Below are 16,807 nucleotides of genomic sequence, written 5' to 3'. Positions count from 1 at the left end.
ACGGTCGCGGTCAGGCCGTGGTCAGGCCGGGCGGTGGATCAAAGCGGTGGCGATCGCCGCCAGCCCTTCGCCGCGGCCGGTCAGCCCCAGCCCGTCGGTGGTCGTGCCCGACACCGTGACGGGGGCGCCGACCGCTGCGGAGAGCACCTTCTGCGCCTCGTCCCGGCGCTTGCCGATCTTCGGCTTGTTGCCGATGACCTGGATCGCGACGTTCCCGATCGTCCATCCCCCGGCGCGGACCCGACCGGCCGCCTCGCTCAGCAGGGCGACCCCGGCGGCCCCGGCCCACTCGGGTGCCGAGGTGCCGAAGTTGCTGCCCAGGTCGCCGAGCCCGGCGGCGCTGAACAGGGCGTCGCAGGCGGCGTGCGCGGCGACGTCGGCGTCGGAGTGACCGGCCAGCCCCGGCTCGCCCGGCCACATCAGCCCCGCCACCCAGCACACCCGGGTGGGGTCGAAGGCGTGTACGTCCGTGCCGATGCCGATGCGCTGGTCCACGGCCGTCAGGCTACGCGGAGCAGCGCCTCGGCGATCACCAGGTCCAGCGGCCGGGTGATCTTCAGGGCGAACTCGGAGCCCGGTACGCACACCACCGGCGTCCCGGTCTTCTCGACCATGCCTGCGTCGTCGGTGTGCGCGTCGAGCCCGGCGCGGTGGGCGGCGGCGAGCACGTCGTGCCGGAACCCCTGCGGCGTCTGTACGCTGCGCAGCACCGACCGGTCAACCGTGCCCAGAACGGTCTCGCCCGGGCCGACCTCTTTGACGGTGTCGACTACCGGGAGCACCGGGATCACCGCGGGGCTGCCGTCGCGTACCGCAGCGGCGACCGATTCGACAAGCTCCGGGGGTGTCAGCGCGCGGGCCGCGTCGTGCACGAGCACGATGCCCACCGTCGTGGGCACCGCCGCCAGCATCGCCGCGACCGAGTCCTGCCGCTCGGCGCCACCCGCGACGACGACGACCGGGGCGACCGGCGCGAGCAGCTCGCGGACAGCGTCGACCTCGGCAGCCGGCGCGGCGACGACGATCATGCGGACCGACGGGGCGGCGGCCACCCGGCGGACCGCGTGCACGAGGAGGGGTTCACCGGCGAGCAGGCGCAGGGCCTTCGGCGCGCCGGGGCCGAGCCGTACGCCCGAACCCGCAGCAGGAACAAGGACCGCGACGTCACCGCGAGCATTGAGCTGCGCGGTCACGTCGCGGTCCTCGGTTTCGCCTGGTGGTGCAGAGAGGTGGTGGAGACGTCAGGCCTCGGTGAGCACCTTGTCGAGGAGGACTTCCGCCTCGTCCTTGGTGCTCTTCTCGGCGAGGGCCACCTCGCCGACGAGGATGTCGCGGGCCTTGGCGAGCATGCGCTTCTCCCCGGCCGAGAGACCACGCTCACGCTCGCGACGCCAGAGGTCACGAACAACTTCGGCGACCTTGAGCGGGTTGCCGGAGGCGAGCTTCTCGAGATTGGCCTTGTAACGCCGCGACCAGTTGGTCGGCTCCTCGGTGTGCGGAGCGCGGAGGACGTCGAAGACCTTGCCCAGGCCTTCCTCGCCGACCACTTCGCGCACGCCGACGATCTCGGCGTTCTCAGCGGGCACGCGGACCGTCAGGTCGCCCTGGGCGACACGGAGGACGAGATACTGCTTCTCGACGCCCTTGATGGTCCTAGTCTCGATTGCCTCGATGAGTGCGGCCCCGTGGTGGGGGTAAACAACGGTCTCGCCGACACTGAAAACCATAGGTTCGAAACCCCTTTCGCTGTGTCTAGGGTAACACGCTCAGGCAGCGATGTCCCACCCTGGCCGTGACTGTTAGTGCAGCTCAGAGGCCCTGTGAGCCGTCTTTCTACCGCTTGACATGCGAGCGAATAGCTGCCTCAGTGACGCAGGGTGATGACACGGTGACCACTCGACCCAACGAGTCGGAAATTCCGGTCCTGGCGGTTTTGCGAGGTCAAGCTTATCGCTAGTGACCCGGCAGGCCGACCACTGGCGGCCGAGCCACTGCTTGGGGGAGGCTGGACGCAGGTCCCCGCAGCACGTGAGACTCTGCGCAGAGGGGAGGGCGAGGCGTGGGCAGTTTGAGCGACAACGGTGGCAGCTGGCCGGACGGCGGTTCCGCCGACGGCCTGCCCGGCCTGCCCGAGGAGTGGGGCGTCATCGTCGTCCCGGACGACCTCTCCGAGCTGTCCGACGAGGTCACGGCCATCCAGGCCGAGCTGCGCCAGGACCGGCGGCCCGCCACCCGCTGGGAACGCTTCACCGATCGGCCCGCCGTCCGCCTGCTGCGCCGCCTCGGCAACGCCGGCCTGCGGGCGCCGGTGCTCATCATCTCGATGGCGATCCTCGTGACGATCGCCAGCCTCTTCGCCTCCGCCTGGCCCGGGCCGTCCCGGCCGCCCGCCACCCAGCGCACCGCCAACACCACCGACGACGGGGCGGAGGTCCTCCCGGCGCTCGAGCTCCGGGGCGCGGACGGGCAGATGGTCACGCTGAACGGGCAGTTGCCGGCCGTCATCCTCGTCACCGACCTGTGCGAGTGCGGCGAGCTGGTCGCGGCCACCACCTCGGCGGTGCGAGCCGACACGACCGTCGTGACGGTGGTCAGCGGCCCCGGTTCGGCGGTGCCCGCGCTGATCCCGCCGACCAACACGACGCCCCAGGCGCAGGGCAAGACGGTCCGCGCCATGCGCGACCCCACCGGCGAGCTGCGCTCCAGCCTCGATCTGGGCGCCCCGGACGGCACCGCGGCGGTCCTGCTCGTCAACCGTTCGGGGGAAATCGTCCGCAAGATCCCGCGTACGGCGTCGATCACCGACTTCCAGCCGGACCTCGCGCGCCTCTGACGGAGCGTGACGATCTCGAGCCTGACGCTCAGTAAGAACCGGACCGGATGAGCCGCCAGCGGAAGACCGAAGGTTCCCGCGTCTCGGCGGACACCACCATGTAGAAGGCCTCCGCCAGCGCGACCGTGAACTCCACCGTCTGCGGCTGCTCCCGCGCGCACCGGACGGCGCGACCCGAGTCGTCGGAGGTCGTGCTGAGGCGTACGCGCAGCTGGCCCTCGCCGACGCAGGCCAGGGCGATCGCGTAGGAACCGCTGCGGACCGCGGCGTTGCGCTCCTCGTGGCCCCCGGCGTCCAGGACCAGCGTCTCGGCCTCCGTCTGCACCGGGACGTCCGGCAGGAGGGCTTCGAGCGTACGGCGGCCCGCGGCGATCCCGTCGGCCTCGGCGGTGTCCGGAGCCGCACCGACGAACCAGAACCCGCCCGCCAACGCGAGCAGGAGCGCAAGGGCGTACAAAGTCACACCTTGCGCGCGTTCCCGGGTCACCCGTCCCAGACTAGAACTTTTCCAGCAGGACGCCGTACAGGGTGAGGCCGGGACCGAAGGCCAGCATGACCACGCGCCGCGGCTGCTCCGCGCGCCGGCGCAACTCCTCCAGCGCGAGCAGCACCGTCGGCGACGAGCAGTTCCCGTACGTCGACAGCACCTCCCGCGACGCCGCCAGGTGCTCGTCGCCGAGCCCCAGCCGCTCCTGCACCACGTCCAGGATCTTGGGGCCGCCGGGGTGCACCGCCCAGCCGTCCACGTCGCCGACCACCAGGCCGTTGCGGCCCAGCAGCTCGTCCACGAGGCGGCGTACGTGCACCGACAGCACGTCGGGGACCTGCGGGGACAGGCCCATGCGGAAGCCCAGGTCCGTGACGTCCCAGGTCATGTGCCCGGCCGTGGTGGTGTCCGTGAGGGCGGCCACGTCGCTGACCCCGTACCCGGAATCGGAACCCGGGGTGAGCACGACGGCGGCCGAGGCGTCCGAGAAGAGAGCGTGCGAGACGATCTGCTGGATGTCCACCCGGGTGTCCGGCGGCTGCAGGTGCAGGCTGGTCAGCTCGGTGCAGAGCAGCAGCGCCGGCAGCCCGCGCGCGGCCACGAAGTCGGCCGCCGTGCCCAGGCCGGGCAGCGCGGCGTAACAGCCCATGTGCCCGACGAAGAGGCGCTGCAGCTGCGCGGACATGCCCATGTCCCGGGCGAGCAGGATGTCCAGCCCGGGAGTCGCGTACCCGGTGCAGGAGCAGACGGCGAACAGGCCGATCTCGTCGGCCGCGACGCCGGCGTCGGTGAGCGCGCGGCTCACCGCCTCCTTGCCGAGCGGCACGGCCTCGACCTGGTAGCGGCGCATCCGGCGCTCGGTCGACCAGTCGGAGACGTCCTCCAGCAACGGGCTGACCACCGCCTGCCGGGTCCGCACGCCCGAGTTCTCGAAGATCCGCTTGGCGAGGCCGCGGCGGCCGCCCGCCGCGTAGTGCCGGGCGAAATAGCCCTCCCACAGGTCGTCCTGCGCCGTTGCCGGCGGCAACGCGACGCCGAGACCGGCGATCACCGCCTGACCGTTCTTGTGCACTTGTGCCTCCCCAGGCCGACCCCCTTGATACCCGCGCAGGCCGATCACCAACGTGGGGCGGTGCCTTCCGAATCCGGGTCGCCGCCGAGCGCCTCCACCCCGAGCCAGTCCGCGCACACATCCGAGGTGGCGGGCTGCAGGGAGCCGGCCCGCGCGTCGCGGTAGAGCCGTTCCAGGGGATGGCCGCGGCGCATCGCCGAGGTGCCCGCCGCCTCCAGCATGGACGCGGCGACCTCGGCTGCGGTCGTACCGGCCGTCAGCTTCGCGCGCCACACCCAACGGTTGGTCTCGGTGTCGCCGGGCTGCTCGTCCACCCGGCGCGCGGCTTCCATGACGGTCAGGTGGGCGGCGGCCACGGCCGCGTCGGCGCGCCCGATGCGGGCCCGTACGGCCGGCAGATGCCCGAGCTTGCGCGCGTTGACGTGCTCGACGGCAGCGTCCACGGCCGCGCGGGCTACCCCGACGTACACGGCCGCGTAACTGGCCACCATCCAATGGGGAGCCAGCTGCGCCACGACGAGCGCCAGGCCCTCGACGCCGCCCAGCAGCGCGCCCTCGGGCACGGTCACGTCGACGTGCACGTCGTGCGAGCCGGTCGCACGCATGCCCAGGGCGTCCCAGGTCGGCTCGACGGTCAGCCCTTCCCCGGCCGGCACCAGGAACTGCGAGACCTGCGACGGATCCGCCGCGCTGCGCGCCGCCACCAGGTACGCATCCGCGTGGCCGGCGCCCGAGCAGAACGTCTTCGCGCCCTTGATGTGGAAGCCCTCGGGCGTGCGCTCGTACGTGGTCGACATCTGCGAGAGCCGGGAGCCGGAGCCGCGCTCGCTCATCGCCACGGCGTACCACTTGCCGTCGGCGGCGTCGCGCAGGTAGCGGTCGCGGGCCTCGAGCGCCCCCGCCGGCAACCCGAGCGCGTCGGCGAGCTCGTCCGTCACGCCGCTGAGCGCGCCGGTGACCGAGGCGTGCATGTTGAAGATGAGGGCCGTGGCGCCGTTGCCGCGCGCCAGCTCGTACGCGACCGCGGCGTAGTCGGCGAAGCCCGCGCCCCTGCCGCCCAGCCGCTCCGGCGCCATCAGCCCGAACAACCCCGAACGGCGCAGGTCGGCGAAGTCGTCGGCGGGAAAGGAGCCGTCCCGGTCGTGCGCGGCGGCCCGGGCCGCGAACCGGGGTGCCAACCGCCTGGCCTCGTCGACTGTCATGGCGTCTCCCTCACCCTGATTTGCGGCCCATGCCCTGGTAGAGCACCTGTGTGGAGCGGGTCGGCACCATCCGGCCCAGCCGGCTCGGCCGCGGGCCCGCCGGCAGGAACAGCCAGCGGATCAGGCCCGGGACGCTCGGCCGGACCCCGCGGACCCGCAGGCGTACGCCGTTCTTGGCGCAGTGGGCCGTCAGCTCCCCGGGATCGACGAACAGCTCCGGATCATGGATGCCCGTCGGCGCGGCCCCGAACCGTTCGCCGAGTGTGATCGACACGAAGCGGCCCATCCGGGTCGCGTTGATGGTGTCCAGGACGAGCAGGCCGCCCGGACGCAGCACCCGGCACAGCTCCGCGACCGTGGCCGGCATGTCCGGCACGTGCTCGAGGATCTCCCCCGCAACCACCACGTCCGCCGACTCGGTCGCCAGCGGCAGCGCGGCGACGTCGGCGGCCACCGCGGCGACCCCGCGCGACGCCGCCTGCTCCAGGCCGGAGCGGCGCAGGTCGATGCCGACGTGGCGGTACCCGAGGGACTCCACGTGCGGGGTGAGCAGGCCGCCGCCGCATCCCGCGTCCACCAGGACCGCGCCGGGGAAGGGCGCCGGCGGCACGAGGGCGGCGCGGGCCTCGGCGAGCCAGTGCAGCATCTCGAACTCGCCGCCCGGGCGCCACCATTCGCCGGCCAGGTCGTCGTACTGACGCGGATCGTTACGCGGGAGCGACGGCATGTGATCGAGCGTGGCACGCGCGGGCCCCAACCACCACACTGCTTCCATGTTCCGTCCCGTCGCACTCCTCAAGGCCTCGCACCCGGAACCCGGTGCTGCGGTGACGCTCGCCATGGCTCTGCTCGCCATCGGCGTGGGCCACAGCGCCTGGGGCGTCGTCGGGGTGGCGGCCGCGATCGGTGCGACCCAGCTGTCGGTGGGCTGGGTGAACGACTGGCTCGACGCCGACCGGGACCGGGCCACGGGACGGGCGGACAAGCCCATCGCGTCGGGGGCGGTCTCCCGGCGTACGGTCGGCATCTCGGGTCTGATCGCCTCGCTGGCCGTGCCGCTGCTCGGGCTGCCCTTCGGCGCCGCCGCGACGGTGTGCATCACGGTCGTCGGTGTCTTCGCCCTGCTCTACGACTGGCCGCTCAAATCGACGCCGCTGTCGGTCCTGCCGTACCTCGTGGCGTTCGGGCTGATGCCCGCGTTCGTGGTCCTGGCCCTGCCGGGCCACCCGTGGCCGCCCGCGTGGCTGGTCGCGGCCGGTGCGCTGCTCGGCGGCGGCGCCCACTTCGCCAACGTCCTGCCCGACCTCGCCGACGACGCCGCGACCGGCGTCGTCGGCCTCCCGCACCGGCTCGGCGCGGCCTGGTCCCAGGTCGCCGCCGGTGGCCTCCTGCTCGCCGCGACGCTCACGCTCGTCTTCGGGCCGGCCGGCCCGCCGACCTGGCCCGGTGTCGCCGCCGCCGCGGCCGCCGCCGTGGTCCTTCCCGCCGGCTGGTATGCAGGCAGGAAAGCGCTGAAACGGGGTACGAGGCAGGTGGCCATGTTCCGTTCGGTCATCGTCGTGGCGCTGATCGACGTCGCATTGCTGGTCTTCAGCGGGCGCGTGGTCTGAGCCGACGGCCAGGACAGGCGCTGGATGGCCGGGTCGGCGCACGCGCCGGATCCCGGACCTCTAGGCTGATCGGCGGAGGATTCTCGATTCACTTGGAGGACTGTGATGCGCTCGCTGGGAACCCGCCGCGCCGTTCTGGGCACGGGTGTCGCCGCGGTGGCCGCGATCGCGCTCGCCGCCTGCAGCGCCGGGCAGGTCGCTGAGACAGCCCTCAAGAGGCCCTCCAACGCGGGCGTCAACGCCGACAACGCCGACGGCAGCGTCTTCATCCGCAACCTCTCGGTGCAGTATCCGGGCGTCGAGGGGTACGCGTCCGGCGAGGACGCGCCGCTGGAGCTGGGCATCTACAACCAGACCAGGGAACCGATCACGGTCCTGATCAGCAGCCAGCCGTACGCGGGACCGAGCACGAGCCCCGGCGTCGTGTCCGCCCGGCAGATCGGCCTGTCCGGCGCCGGCCCGGCGACCCCCTCCGCGCCCGGCTCGGCCATCCCGGAGCCGTCCGGCAGCCGGCCGTCCGACACCGAGGACGACCAGAACAGCGACCAGCTCCCCACGCCGGACCCGAGCACCAACCCCTCCCCCGGCGAGTCGGCGGCCGCGCCGTCCACCGCGCCCGGGGCGTCGATCCGCCCCGCGCGGATCGAGATCGGACCGCTGGGCTCCGCCACCTTCCAGCCGGGCGACGCGGAGCAGCTGATCGCCGTCGGCCTCACCGGCAAGCTCGTGCCGGGCAGCTCGCTCAACCTCGTCTTCGAGTTCAGCAACAACGCCGCGCCGCTCACCCTGCAGGCGCCGGTCAGCGTCCCGCAGTCGCCGGCGTCGCGGGCCCCGGGCAACCCCGCCAACGAAAACCTCGGCGAGGACCACGAGTAGGAGACCCCGCTTTGTCATACCGCCCGGCTAGCGTTGCGGTGTGACGACATCGCGGACCCGGGCGGAACCCCGCCCCGCCTATCAGTGCGACGCCTGCGGCCACCAGCCGCCCAAGTGGCTGGGGCGCTGTCCGGAGTGCCACGAGTGGGGCTCGATCGTCGAGTCCACCGTGAGCGGCCCCGTGGTCTCCGGCCGGGTCGTCAGCTCCCGGTTGCCGTCCGAGCCCGCCCGTCCCATCGCGACGATCAGCGCGGCGCCGGCCCGGGCGGTGCCCAGCGGCGTCAGCGAGCTCGACCGGGTCCTCGGCGGCGGCCTCGTGCCCGGTGCGGTGGTGCTGCTCGCCGGTGAGCCCGGCGTCGGCAAGTCCACCCTGCTGCTCGACGTCGCCCAGCAGTGGGCGGCGGGAGCGGGCTCGCCGTCGCTCGTCGTCAGCGGCGAGGAGTCGGTCAGCCAGGTCCGGCTCCGCGCCGAACGCCTCGGTGCCCTGCACGACCGGCTCTACCTGGCCTCCGAGAGCGACCTCGGCGCGGTCATCGGGCACCTCGACGCGGTCAAGCCCGGGCTGCTCATCATCGACTCGGTGCAGACGATCTCCGCCCCGGGCACCGAGGGCGTCCCCGGCGGCGTGACCCAGGTGCGAGCGGTGACGGCCGCCCTGGTCAGCGTCGCCAAGGAACGCGGCATCGCCACCGTCCTGGTCGGCCACGTCACCAAGGACGGCTCGGTCGCGGGGCCGCGCGTGCTGGAGCACCTGGTCGACGTGGTGCTGCACTTCGAGGGCGACAAGCACTCGTCGTTGCGGCTCGTGCGTGGCGTCAAGAACCGGTACGGCGCCGCCGACGAGGTGGGCTGCTTCGAGATGCACGAGACCGGCATCGTCAGCCTCGCCGACCCCTCCGGACTGTTCCTGACCCGGTACAACGAACCGGTACCCGGCACCTGCGTCACGGTCGCCATGGAGGGCCGGCGGGCGATGGTCACCGAGGTGCAGGCGCTGATCGGGGCGCAGGTGCAGGGGTCGCCGCGGCGTACGGTCTCCGGGCTCGACAGCGCCCGCCTGGCGATGGTCCTGGCCGTCCTCCAGCGCCGGATGGAGAAGATCAAGCTGCACGACCGCGAGGTCTTCGCGGCCACGGTCGGCGGCATCCGCGTCACCGAACCCTCCGCCGACCTGGCCATGGCCCTGGCCGTCGCGTCCGGTGCGCTGAACCTGGCGATGGCACCGCACCTGGTGGCGATCGGCGAGGTGGGGCTCACCGGCGAGGTGCGGCGGGTCGGTGCGGCCGGCCGGCGGCTCGCGGAGGCGGCGCGGCTGGGATTCCGGTTCGCGCTCGTACCGCCCGGCTGCGGACCCGGCGAGGGTGACAGCGCTCCCAAGGGGATGCGCGTGGTCGAGGTCGGCGACCTCCAGTCGGCGGTGCAGTGGGCCGCCCGGGCGTCGGCCGAATGATGGCCACCCCCGCCCGCCGCGCACGCAGCGTGATCGACGATCACGCTACGGAGCATTCGCTGCACCGCGGCTCGTTGACCTGGATGACAGTCCGTAGAATGTACAGGTGCCGCTCGACCGCGATGCCTCCGCCAACCGTCACGCCCACGGTGCTGCCCCCGGCATCAACGGATCGGCGGCCCGCCCCATGACCCCCACGACGCCCGGCCTGACCGGCGGCGGGGTCAGCGGCGACCCGCTGCGCGCCAACCTCGCCCTGATGGCCCCCGGCACCGCGCTGCGCGACGGCCTCGAGCGGATCCTGCGCGGGCGCACCGGCGCGCTCATCGTCCTCGGCCACGACGACGTGGTGGAACGCATCTGCACCGGCGGCTTCCCGCTCGACGTCGAGTTCTCCGCGACCCGCCTGCGCGAGCTGTGCAAGATGGACGGCGCGGTCGTGCTCTCCAGCGACGGCACCCGCATCGTGCGCGCGGCCGTCCACCTCATGCCCGACCCGGGCATCCCGTCGGAGGAGTCGGGCACCCGGCACCGCACCGCCGAGCGCGTCGCCAAGCAGTCCGGCTTCCCGGTCATCTCGGTCAGCCAGTCCATGCGCATCATCGGCCTGTATGTGAACGGCCAGCGCCACGTCCTCGACGACTCCGCGGCCATCCTCTCCCGCGCCAACCAGGCCCTCGCCACCCTCGAGCGCTACAAGCTGCGCCTCGACGAGGTCTCCGGCACCCTGTCGGCGCTGGAGATCGAAGACCTGGTCACGGTCCGTGACGCCGTCGCCGTGGTGCAGCGCCTCGAGATGGTCCGCCGCATCGCCGACGAGATCTCCGGCTACGTGGTCGAGCTCGGCACCGACGGCCGCCTCCTCGCCCTGCAGCTCGACGAGCTGATGGCCGGCGTCGACGCCGACCGCACCCTGGTGATCCGCGACTACCTGCCGACCGGCCGCAAGGCGCGCACCCTCGACGAGGCCCTCGTCGAGCTGGACCTGCTCACCGCCACCGAGATGATCGACCTGGTCGCGGTCGCCAAGGCCATCGGCTACGGCGGTGCCTCGGACGCCCTCGACGCGGCGGTGAGCCCGCGTGGCTTCCGCCTGCTCGCCAAGGTCCCCCGCCTCCCGGCCCAGATCGTGGAACGCCTGGTCGACCACTTCGGCAGCCTGCAACGCCTCCTCGGCGCGACGGTCGAGGACCTCCAGGCGGTCGACGGCGTGGGCGACGCCCGGGCGCGCGGAGTGCGGGAGGGGCTGTCCCGGCTGGCCGAGGCCTCCATCCTGGAACGCTACGTCTGACCCGAGGGCGGCTCGCTGCAACTCGGCCCCCGCGGGTCGCCGATCGGGAGCTCGGCCTGGGCCCCAGCGGGGTCACCGCTCGGCCGCCGCTTGCGCAACCGCGGCCGGCGACCTTCAGCGGCCGGCGACCTTCAACGGCCGGCGACCTTCAGCGGCCAGCTCCGGTCCGCGGCGGCGATGTGACCTCCGCCGGCTCACCGTCGCGGCCGATGCTCGGGGGCGCCGGGGCGCGGCTGACCTACGACGGCGAGCGCAACCGGGGACTTCCCGCGAGCCCAACCGGCGACTTCCCGCAAGCGCGACCGGCGACTTCCCACGAGCGCGTCCGGCGGCTTCCCGCGAGCGGCGGGGTTGGGTCGGTGCGGCTGGTCAGGGGATGACGGTGATGGCGACCGGGTCGCTCACCTTGGCGCCGAGCCGCGCGCGGATCTGGTACTGACCCGCCGGCGGCGCCGTGCCCGCGGCCAGGCCGGCCGAGCAGCGGTTGGACTGGCGGCCGTTCCAGGTGACCTTGTACTCGCGTTCGCCGTTCGGGGCGAACGGGCGAAGGTCCGAGCCCTTGGCGTTGCTGCAGGTGTCCGAGGACCAGATCTTCTGGGCGCCCGTCTCGATGTAGAGCTCCTGCAGGTCGGCGCCCACGTCGCGGGAGCACGTACGGGCCGAGACGTTCTTGATCTTCAGGCGGATCTCGAGCGGGACACCGCGGCGGACCGTGGTGCCGGCCGGGATGGGGGTCACCGAGATCTCGGCGTCCGTGCAGGAGCCGTCGGCCGGTACGTTCACGTTGGTGTTCGAGCCGCCGTTCGTGCCCCCGTTGGTGCCGTCCGGGTCGTCCTCGACGTCCGTGCCCGCCGGTACGCCGTCGGACTGCAGGTCCTCCGGGTCGGGCAGGGACGGGTTGCCGGCACCCGGGGCGGGGTCGACGAAGGACGGCTCGTCCTCCGGGGTGGCGCTGGCAGGCGCGGACACGGGGGCCGGGGTGGACGCACCCGTACCCCGCTTCTTGTCGTCGTCGCCGCCACCGGAGCAGGAGACGAACAGCACGATGACGCCGAGCAGGAGCGCACCGAGCACCACTGCGCGACGCCGCCAGTACACGGCGGAGGGAAGGGGACCGACCGTCGTACGCATAGTGGGAGCACCGTATCGCCGTAACTGCACGGAAGTGGGCGCGACGCGCCGGTTATGCGACACCGGCTCGTTTACTGATCGTTAGAGATAGACCTTGCGCTGGTACACGGCGTGCGCGCCGGCGACCCGGTCGAGAAAAAGTTTCCCCGCGCAGTGGTCGATCTCGTGTTGCAGGGCGCGCGCCTCGAAGGCGTCGGTGGTCAGGCGCACGGCTTCGCCCGTACCCGGGAGCACTCCCTCGACCACGACGCGGCCGGCGCGTTTCACGTCTCCGGTCAGGTCCGGAACGGACATGCAGCCTTCCCGGCCGGGCCGCCACCGGCTGGCCTCCACCACCCGGGCGTTGCAGAGCACGAACGTGCCGTGCGACGTGGCGGTCTTCGGGTGCTGGGTGACGTCCACGACGAAGACCTGCGCGCCCACGCCCACCTGCGGTGCGGCGAGCCCCACGCAGCCGGGCGACACCCGCATCGTGGCCACCAGGTCGGCCGCGAGCTGCACGATCTCCGGGTCCGCCGGGTCGACCTCGGCGCCCTCGCGGCTCAGCACCGCCGCCGGGGCCGTCACCACCGGCAGGACCCGGCCCTCGACGCCGAGGACGTCGGGTTTCCAGTCGGCCAGCGCGTCGCTCACAGCACGTCCGATTCGGCGCGCCGCAGGGTGACCTCGACGCCCAGCTCCCCGGCCGCCTCGGCGAGGCGTACGGCGAGGTCGTCGGCGGTGCCCCGCGGCAGGTCCACCTCGGCGATGAGGACGTACAGCGGGCCGGTGAGCCGGGTGGTCAGGTCGGTGATGTTGCCGCCGGCCTCGGCGACGACCCGGGTGACCGCGGCGACGATGCCGAGCCGGTCCGCGCCGTGCACGCTCACCAGGTACGGCTCCCCGCGCGCCGCGCCGTCCGCCTCGGGCTCGACCGCGCGCACCGTGGCGAGCAGGTCGCTGAGCGGCTCGAGTGCCTTCTCGACGTCCTCGGCGGCGGGGCCGGTGCAGATCAGGGTCATCGCGAAGTGCCCGCGCAGCCGGGTCATCGTCGAGTCCGAGAGGTTGGCGCCGACGCCGGCGAGGGCCGCCGAGACGTCCGCGATGATGCCGGTCCGGTCCGGGCCGATGACGGTGATGGCGAGCTCGTTCACCCCGGCATCTTAAGCTTGCCCGGTTATGACGCTCGCCGACTCAGCCATTCAGTGGTACGACGACAACGCCCGCGACCTGCCCTGGCGGGTGCCCGGAACCACCCCCTGGGCCGTGCTGGTCAGCGAGGTGATGCTCCAGCAGACCCCGGTCGTCCGCGTGGAGCCGGCCTGGCACGCGTGGATGACCCGCTGGCCGACCCCCGCCGACCTGGCGGAAGATCCCCCGTCCGAGGCCATCCGGATGTGGGGCCGGCTCGGCTATCCCCGCCGGGCGATGCGGCTGCACGCGTGTGCCGTGGCGATCGTGGAGCGGCACGGCGGGCGGGTGCCGGACGACCTCGACCAGCTGCTGGCGCTGCCGGGCGTGGGGACGTACACGGCGCGGGCTGTGGCGACCTTCGCGTACGGCCAGCGGCACCCGGTCGTGGACACGAACGTGCGCCGGGTCGTGGCCCGCGCGGTGGCCGGTGATCCGGACGCCGGACCCACCACGACGGCGGCCGACCTCACCGCCACGGCCGAGCTGCTGCCCGAGGAGCCTGCCCGCGCGGCGAAGGCCAGCATCGCGTTCATGGAGCTCGGCGCGATCGTCTGCACGGCACGGTCCCCGCGTTGCCCGGAGTGCCCGCTGGAGAGCGTGTGCGCCTGGCGGCTCAGCGGAGCTCCGGCGCCGACCGGCCCGACGCGGCGCCCCCAGAAGTACGCGGGCACCGACCGGCACGTCCGCGGCCTGCTCCTGGAGGTTCTCCGGCACGCCACCGGCCCGGTGCCGCGGCAACGCCTCGACGCGGTGTGGGCGGACGACGTGCAACGGGCCCGGGCGCTCGCGGGGCTGGTCACGGACGGCCTCGTCGAGCCGCTCGACTTCGACGCGGACCGGTTCGTCCTCGCCGGCGACCACCCGCCCCGCTACCCGGCACTGCAGTAAGGAAGATCTGCCGTAAGGGGGGTATCCCTACCCTCGGCCGGGGGGTTCGCCGCAACGACTTCCACCCGTACGCGGCCATAGCGTCGTGACGTGACCACGACGACTGCTGCGACCGCCACCGCCGTCTCCCTGCGCGGTGTCACCAAGGTGTACGGCAAGGGGGCGGCGGCCGTACGAGCCGTCGACGCCGTCGACCTCGACCTGCCGCGGGGTGGCTGGACCGCGGTGATGGGACCCTCCGGCTCGGGCAAGTCCACGCTGCTGCACCTGGCCGCGGGCCTCGAGCACGCCGACGCAGGCCGGGTGCTGATCGGCGGCACGGACATCACCGACGCCGGCGACCGGGAACTCACCGACCTGCGGCGTACGCGCATCGGGTTCGTCTTCCAGAGCTTCAACCTGATCGGTTCGCTGACCGCGGAGCAGAACGTGGCGTTGCCGCTGCGGCTCGGCGGGCGGCGGCCCAGCCGATCGGAGGTACGTGAGGTGCTCGCCTCCGTGGGGCTCGGCGACCGGGTGAAGCACCGGCCCCGGGAGATGTCCGGTGGGCAGCAGCAACGCGTCGCCCTGGCCCGGGCCATCGTGACCCGGCCGGAGGTGCTCTTCGCCGATGAGCCGACCGGAGCTCTGGACTCGGCTGCGGCGCGTACGGTATTGGATCTGTTGCGGGCCATGGCGGATGCCGGACAGAGCATCGTGATGGTGACCCACGACCCGGGCGCGGCGGCCCGGGCCGACGCGGTGGTCTTCCTCCGCGACGGCCGGGTCGTGGACCACCTGACCGGCGCCGACGCCCCATCCAAACACCCCACCGCCACCCAAAACGGACTGAAGGCGGACACCATCGCCGACCGGCTCGCGGCGTGGGAGCGCTGAGATGTTCCGGATCAGCCGGGCCGGCCTGGCCGAACGCTGGACGCTGTTCGCCGGCGCCGCCCTCTCCGTCTGCCTGGGCGTGGCGCTGGTGCAGTCGTCGCTGCTGCTGATCATCTCGGCGGCGACCCTGGACCCGCCGCCCGGGCTGCCCGCGGCCGAGCGGCTGCGCTTCGCCGAGAACGCGGACGCGTCGGTCGCCATGCTCGGCGTGCTGCTCGGCACGGCGACCTTCCTCGCGGTCTTCATCATCAGCTCGACCTTCGGCTTCACCGTGGCGCAGCGCCGGCGCGACCTCGCGTTGCTCCGGCTCGTCGGTGGCAGCCGCGGTCAGCTGCGCCGGCTGCTGCTGGGCGAGGCGGTGCTGCTCGGCGGGGCGGGTGCGGCGCTGGGCGTCCCGGCGGGGCTCGGCGTGATGGCGGTCCAGTCGTGGCTCATGCGGACCATGGGCTTCGTCCCGGACGGTTTCCGCGGACAGTGGCGTACGTGGATCCTCGGCGTCTCGCTGGGCACCGGCATCGTGCTGGCCGTGGCGGGGGTCCTGCTGGCGGCGCGGCGCGCCTCCCGCGTACGACCGCTCGAAGCGCTGCGGGATTCCGGTGAGGCGGCTCGCGTCATGACCGCCGGCCGCTGGGTCGTCGGTCTGATCTTCCTCGCCGGAACGATCGCGATGGTCATCGTCGCCCCGCACGGCGGTCCCGCGGGCGGCCAGGCGATCTCGCTCAACGTCCCGATGTGCGCGGCGGCGGCCGTGGCGGCGTTCGGGCCGCTGCTGGTGCCGGCGGTCGCCCGGCTGGTCCCCACCGGCGCGGGAGGTCCGCTGGGCATGCTCGCCCGCGCCAACCTGCGTGACGGACGCCGGCGCAGCGCCTCCGTCGCGGCGCCGGTCATCGTCCTGGTGGGGCTCGTGCTCGGCCAGGCGGGCGCGGCGATGTCGTTCACCACGGCCGGCATCGAGGAGCAGCACCGGGCGCTCACCGCGGACCTCGTCGTGGAATCGACCGGTCCGATCGGCTCCAAGGTCACCGCGGTGCCCGGCGTCGCGTCGGCCTCCACGGAGATCCAGCTCCCGGCCCGGATCGCGTACGGCGCCGGCGAATCGGCGGAGACCGAGAACGGCGACGCGCTCGCCGTCGACCCTGCCGCCTACGCGGCGGCTCACCCGGGCAGCGAGACGCTGCGCAACCTGACGGGCCGGGCGATCATGGTCGGTCCGGGTGGGGACATTCCTTCGGAAGGCACCGTACGGGTGGAGCTCCCGGAAACGACCCTCGGCGACCTTCGGGTGGCGGGCGCGGTACCGGCCACGCTCGCCGGTGGGGCGACGGTGCTCGTACCCGCCGGCCTGGTCCCGCCGGACCAGCTGACGTCGGCGCCCAGCCGCGCCTTCGTCCGGCTCGCCCCGGGCGTCCCGGCAGCGGAGGTCGCCGCGGCCCTCTCGCACGTCGGCCAGGTCTCGGACGTGGACGCCTGGCTGACCGCGGACGCCGAGGCGAGAGCTTCCACCAACAACAAGATCATGGTGGTGGTCCTGGGCCTCGGAGCCCTGTACGCCCTCATCGGCACCGTGAACTCGGTGGTCATCGGCGCCGCAGCCCGCCGGCGAGAGTTCGCAGAGGCACGGGTGACGGGGCTGTCCCGGCGCCAGGTCGTCCGCGCGGCGCTTGCAGAGTCGACCGCGGTGACCGTGGCGGGCGTGATCCTGGGCTTCGTCGCGGCCGGGGCAGCGTACGTGGCGGTGCTGGGAACGACGTCGGCGGTGACCGGGGCGGGGACGCTGCAGGTGCCGTGGGGGTTGGCGGGAGCGGTGGTGGCGGCAATCCTGGTGGTGACGGGGACGACCAGCGTGGTGACGTCCTGGTCGGCTACGCGGGAGCGGCCGGTCGTGCTGCTGGGCGCCCGGGAGTAGCGCCGGTCCGCG

Annotated in this window: 18 protein-coding genes; 8 read left to right on the top strand and 10 right to left on the bottom strand. The window is 73.3% G+C overall.

Translation table 11 applies throughout. From position 1 onward, the window contains the following. Positions 1-21 precede the first annotated feature (21 nt). The 3 genes from ispF to IT780_RS05255 are packed head-to-tail and all read right to left on the bottom strand — an operon-like array spanning position 22 to position 1,727. Positions 22-495, bottom strand: a complete 474-nt coding sequence (gene ispF, locus IT780_RS05265) for a 2-C-methyl-D-erythritol 2,4-cyclodiphosphate synthase (RefSeq protein WP_199510256.1) — start codon at positions 493-495, stop codon at positions 22-24. Positions 496-500: 5 nt separating this feature from the next. Further along, entirely contained in the window at positions 501-1,193 is a 693-nt protein-coding gene (ispD, locus tag IT780_RS05260; RefSeq protein WP_199510255.1) for a 2-C-methyl-D-erythritol 4-phosphate cytidylyltransferase, read from the bottom strand. A gap of 48 nt (positions 1,194-1,241) precedes the next feature. After that, on the bottom strand, positions 1,242-1,727 hold the full coding sequence (locus tag IT780_RS05255) for a CarD family transcriptional regulator (protein ID WP_041832964.1): 486 nt from the start codon (positions 1,725-1,727) through the stop codon (positions 1,242-1,244). A 332-nt stretch (positions 1,728-2,059) separates the two neighbouring features. Between IT780_RS05255 and IT780_RS05250 the strand changes: the two genes are divergently transcribed. Continuing rightward, positions 2,060-2,833, top strand: a complete 774-nt coding sequence (locus IT780_RS05250; protein WP_199510254.1) for a hypothetical protein — start codon at positions 2,060-2,062, stop codon at positions 2,831-2,833. Positions 2,834-2,861: 28 nt separating this feature from the next. Here IT780_RS05250 and IT780_RS05245 read toward each other — a convergent pair whose 3' ends face one another. Genes IT780_RS05245 through IT780_RS05230 form a run of 4 tightly spaced genes read right to left on the bottom strand, consistent with a single transcriptional unit; the run spans position 2,862 to position 6,321 of the window. Further along, a complete protein-coding gene (locus IT780_RS05245; protein ID WP_199510253.1) occupies positions 2,862-3,290 on the bottom strand; it encodes a DUF6023 family protein in 429 nt (142 codons plus the stop codon). Positions 3,291-3,330: 40 nt separating this feature from the next. Further along, entirely contained in the window at positions 3,331-4,392 is a 1,062-nt protein-coding gene (locus tag IT780_RS05240) for a type III polyketide synthase (RefSeq protein WP_199510252.1), read from the bottom strand. Positions 4,393-4,436: 44 nt separating this feature from the next. Then, complete coding sequence (locus IT780_RS05235; protein ID WP_199510251.1) at positions 4,437-5,594, bottom strand: acyl-CoA dehydrogenase family protein; 1,158 nt, start codon at positions 5,592-5,594, stop codon at positions 4,437-4,439. A 10-nt stretch (positions 5,595-5,604) separates the two neighbouring features. After that, a complete protein-coding gene (locus IT780_RS05230) occupies positions 5,605-6,321 on the bottom strand; it encodes a methyltransferase domain-containing protein (protein ID WP_199510250.1) in 717 nt (238 codons plus the stop codon). A 46-nt stretch (positions 6,322-6,367) separates the two neighbouring features. On the opposite strand from IT780_RS05230, the gene IT780_RS05225 reads away from it, so the two are divergent. The 4 genes from IT780_RS05225 (at position 6,368) to disA (ending at position 10,821) form a co-directional block, all read left to right on the top strand. Next, positions 6,368-7,204, top strand: coding sequence for a UbiA family prenyltransferase (locus IT780_RS05225; RefSeq protein ID WP_199510249.1), 837 nt, complete (start codon positions 6,368-6,370; stop codon positions 7,202-7,204). Positions 7,205-7,309: 105 nt separating this feature from the next. Further along, positions 7,310-8,080, top strand: coding sequence for a hypothetical protein (locus IT780_RS05220; protein WP_199510248.1), 771 nt, complete (start codon positions 7,310-7,312; stop codon positions 8,078-8,080). Positions 8,081-8,120: 40 nt separating this feature from the next. Next, on the top strand, positions 8,121-9,530 hold the full coding sequence (radA, locus tag IT780_RS05215; protein WP_199510247.1) for a DNA repair protein RadA: 1,410 nt from the start codon (positions 8,121-8,123) through the stop codon (positions 9,528-9,530). Positions 9,531-9,636: 106 nt separating this feature from the next. Then, complete coding sequence (disA, locus tag IT780_RS05210; RefSeq protein ID WP_372443605.1) at positions 9,637-10,821, top strand: DNA integrity scanning diadenylate cyclase DisA; 1,185 nt, start codon at positions 9,637-9,639, stop codon at positions 10,819-10,821. Positions 10,822-11,190: 369 nt separating this feature from the next. On the opposite strand, the gene IT780_RS05205 is transcribed toward disA, so the two are convergent. From IT780_RS05205 to IT780_RS05195, 3 genes are all read right to left on the bottom strand, one after another. Beyond that, positions 11,191-11,952 (bottom strand): adhesin, encoded by a 762-nt coding sequence (locus IT780_RS05205; protein WP_199510246.1) that lies wholly within the window; start codon positions 11,950-11,952, stop codon positions 11,191-11,193. Between the two features lie 81 nt (positions 11,953-12,033). Then, positions 12,034-12,585: a peptide deformylase gene (locus IT780_RS05200; RefSeq protein WP_307831048.1), complete on the bottom strand. Its 552-nt coding sequence runs from the start codon at positions 12,583-12,585 to the stop codon at positions 12,034-12,036. Then, positions 12,582-13,085, bottom strand: a complete 504-nt coding sequence (locus IT780_RS05195) for a glycine cleavage system transcriptional repressor (protein WP_199510245.1) — start codon at positions 13,083-13,085, stop codon at positions 12,582-12,584. The genes IT780_RS05200 and IT780_RS05195 overlap by 4 nt, the downstream gene beginning before the upstream one ends. Before the next feature lie 25 nt (positions 13,086-13,110). Here IT780_RS05195 and IT780_RS05190 point away from each other — a divergent pair, with 25 nt between their 5' ends. The 3 genes from IT780_RS05190 to IT780_RS05180 all read left to right on the top strand — a co-directional run bounded on the left by IT780_RS05190 (position 13,111) and on the right by IT780_RS05180 (position 16,795). After that, positions 13,111-14,013 (top strand): iron-sulfur binding domain-containing protein, encoded by a 903-nt coding sequence (locus IT780_RS05190; protein WP_199510244.1) that lies wholly within the window; start codon positions 13,111-13,113, stop codon positions 14,011-14,013. 90 nt (positions 14,014-14,103) lie between these two features. Then, positions 14,104-14,889 carry an ABC transporter ATP-binding protein gene (locus IT780_RS05185; protein ID WP_199510243.1) on the top strand — a complete coding sequence of 262 codons (786 nt, stop codon included), beginning with the start codon at positions 14,104-14,106 and terminating at the stop codon, positions 14,887-14,889. 1 nt (position 14,890) lies between these two features. Then, the gene (locus IT780_RS05180) at positions 14,891-16,795 is read left to right on the top strand and encodes an FtsX-like permease family protein (RefSeq protein WP_199510242.1); all 1,905 of its coding nucleotides are present in this window, start codon (positions 14,891-14,893) and stop codon (positions 16,793-16,795) included. Positions 16,796-16,807 lie beyond the last annotated feature (12 nt).

Origin of the sequence: Nucisporomicrobium flavum (genome assembly GCF_016464385.1) — a bacterium.
Classification (GTDB): domain Bacteria; phylum Actinomycetota; class Actinomycetes; order Mycobacteriales; family Micromonosporaceae; genus Actinoplanes; species Actinoplanes flavus_A.
This window is presented reverse-complemented; position numbering and strand designations above follow the sequence as displayed.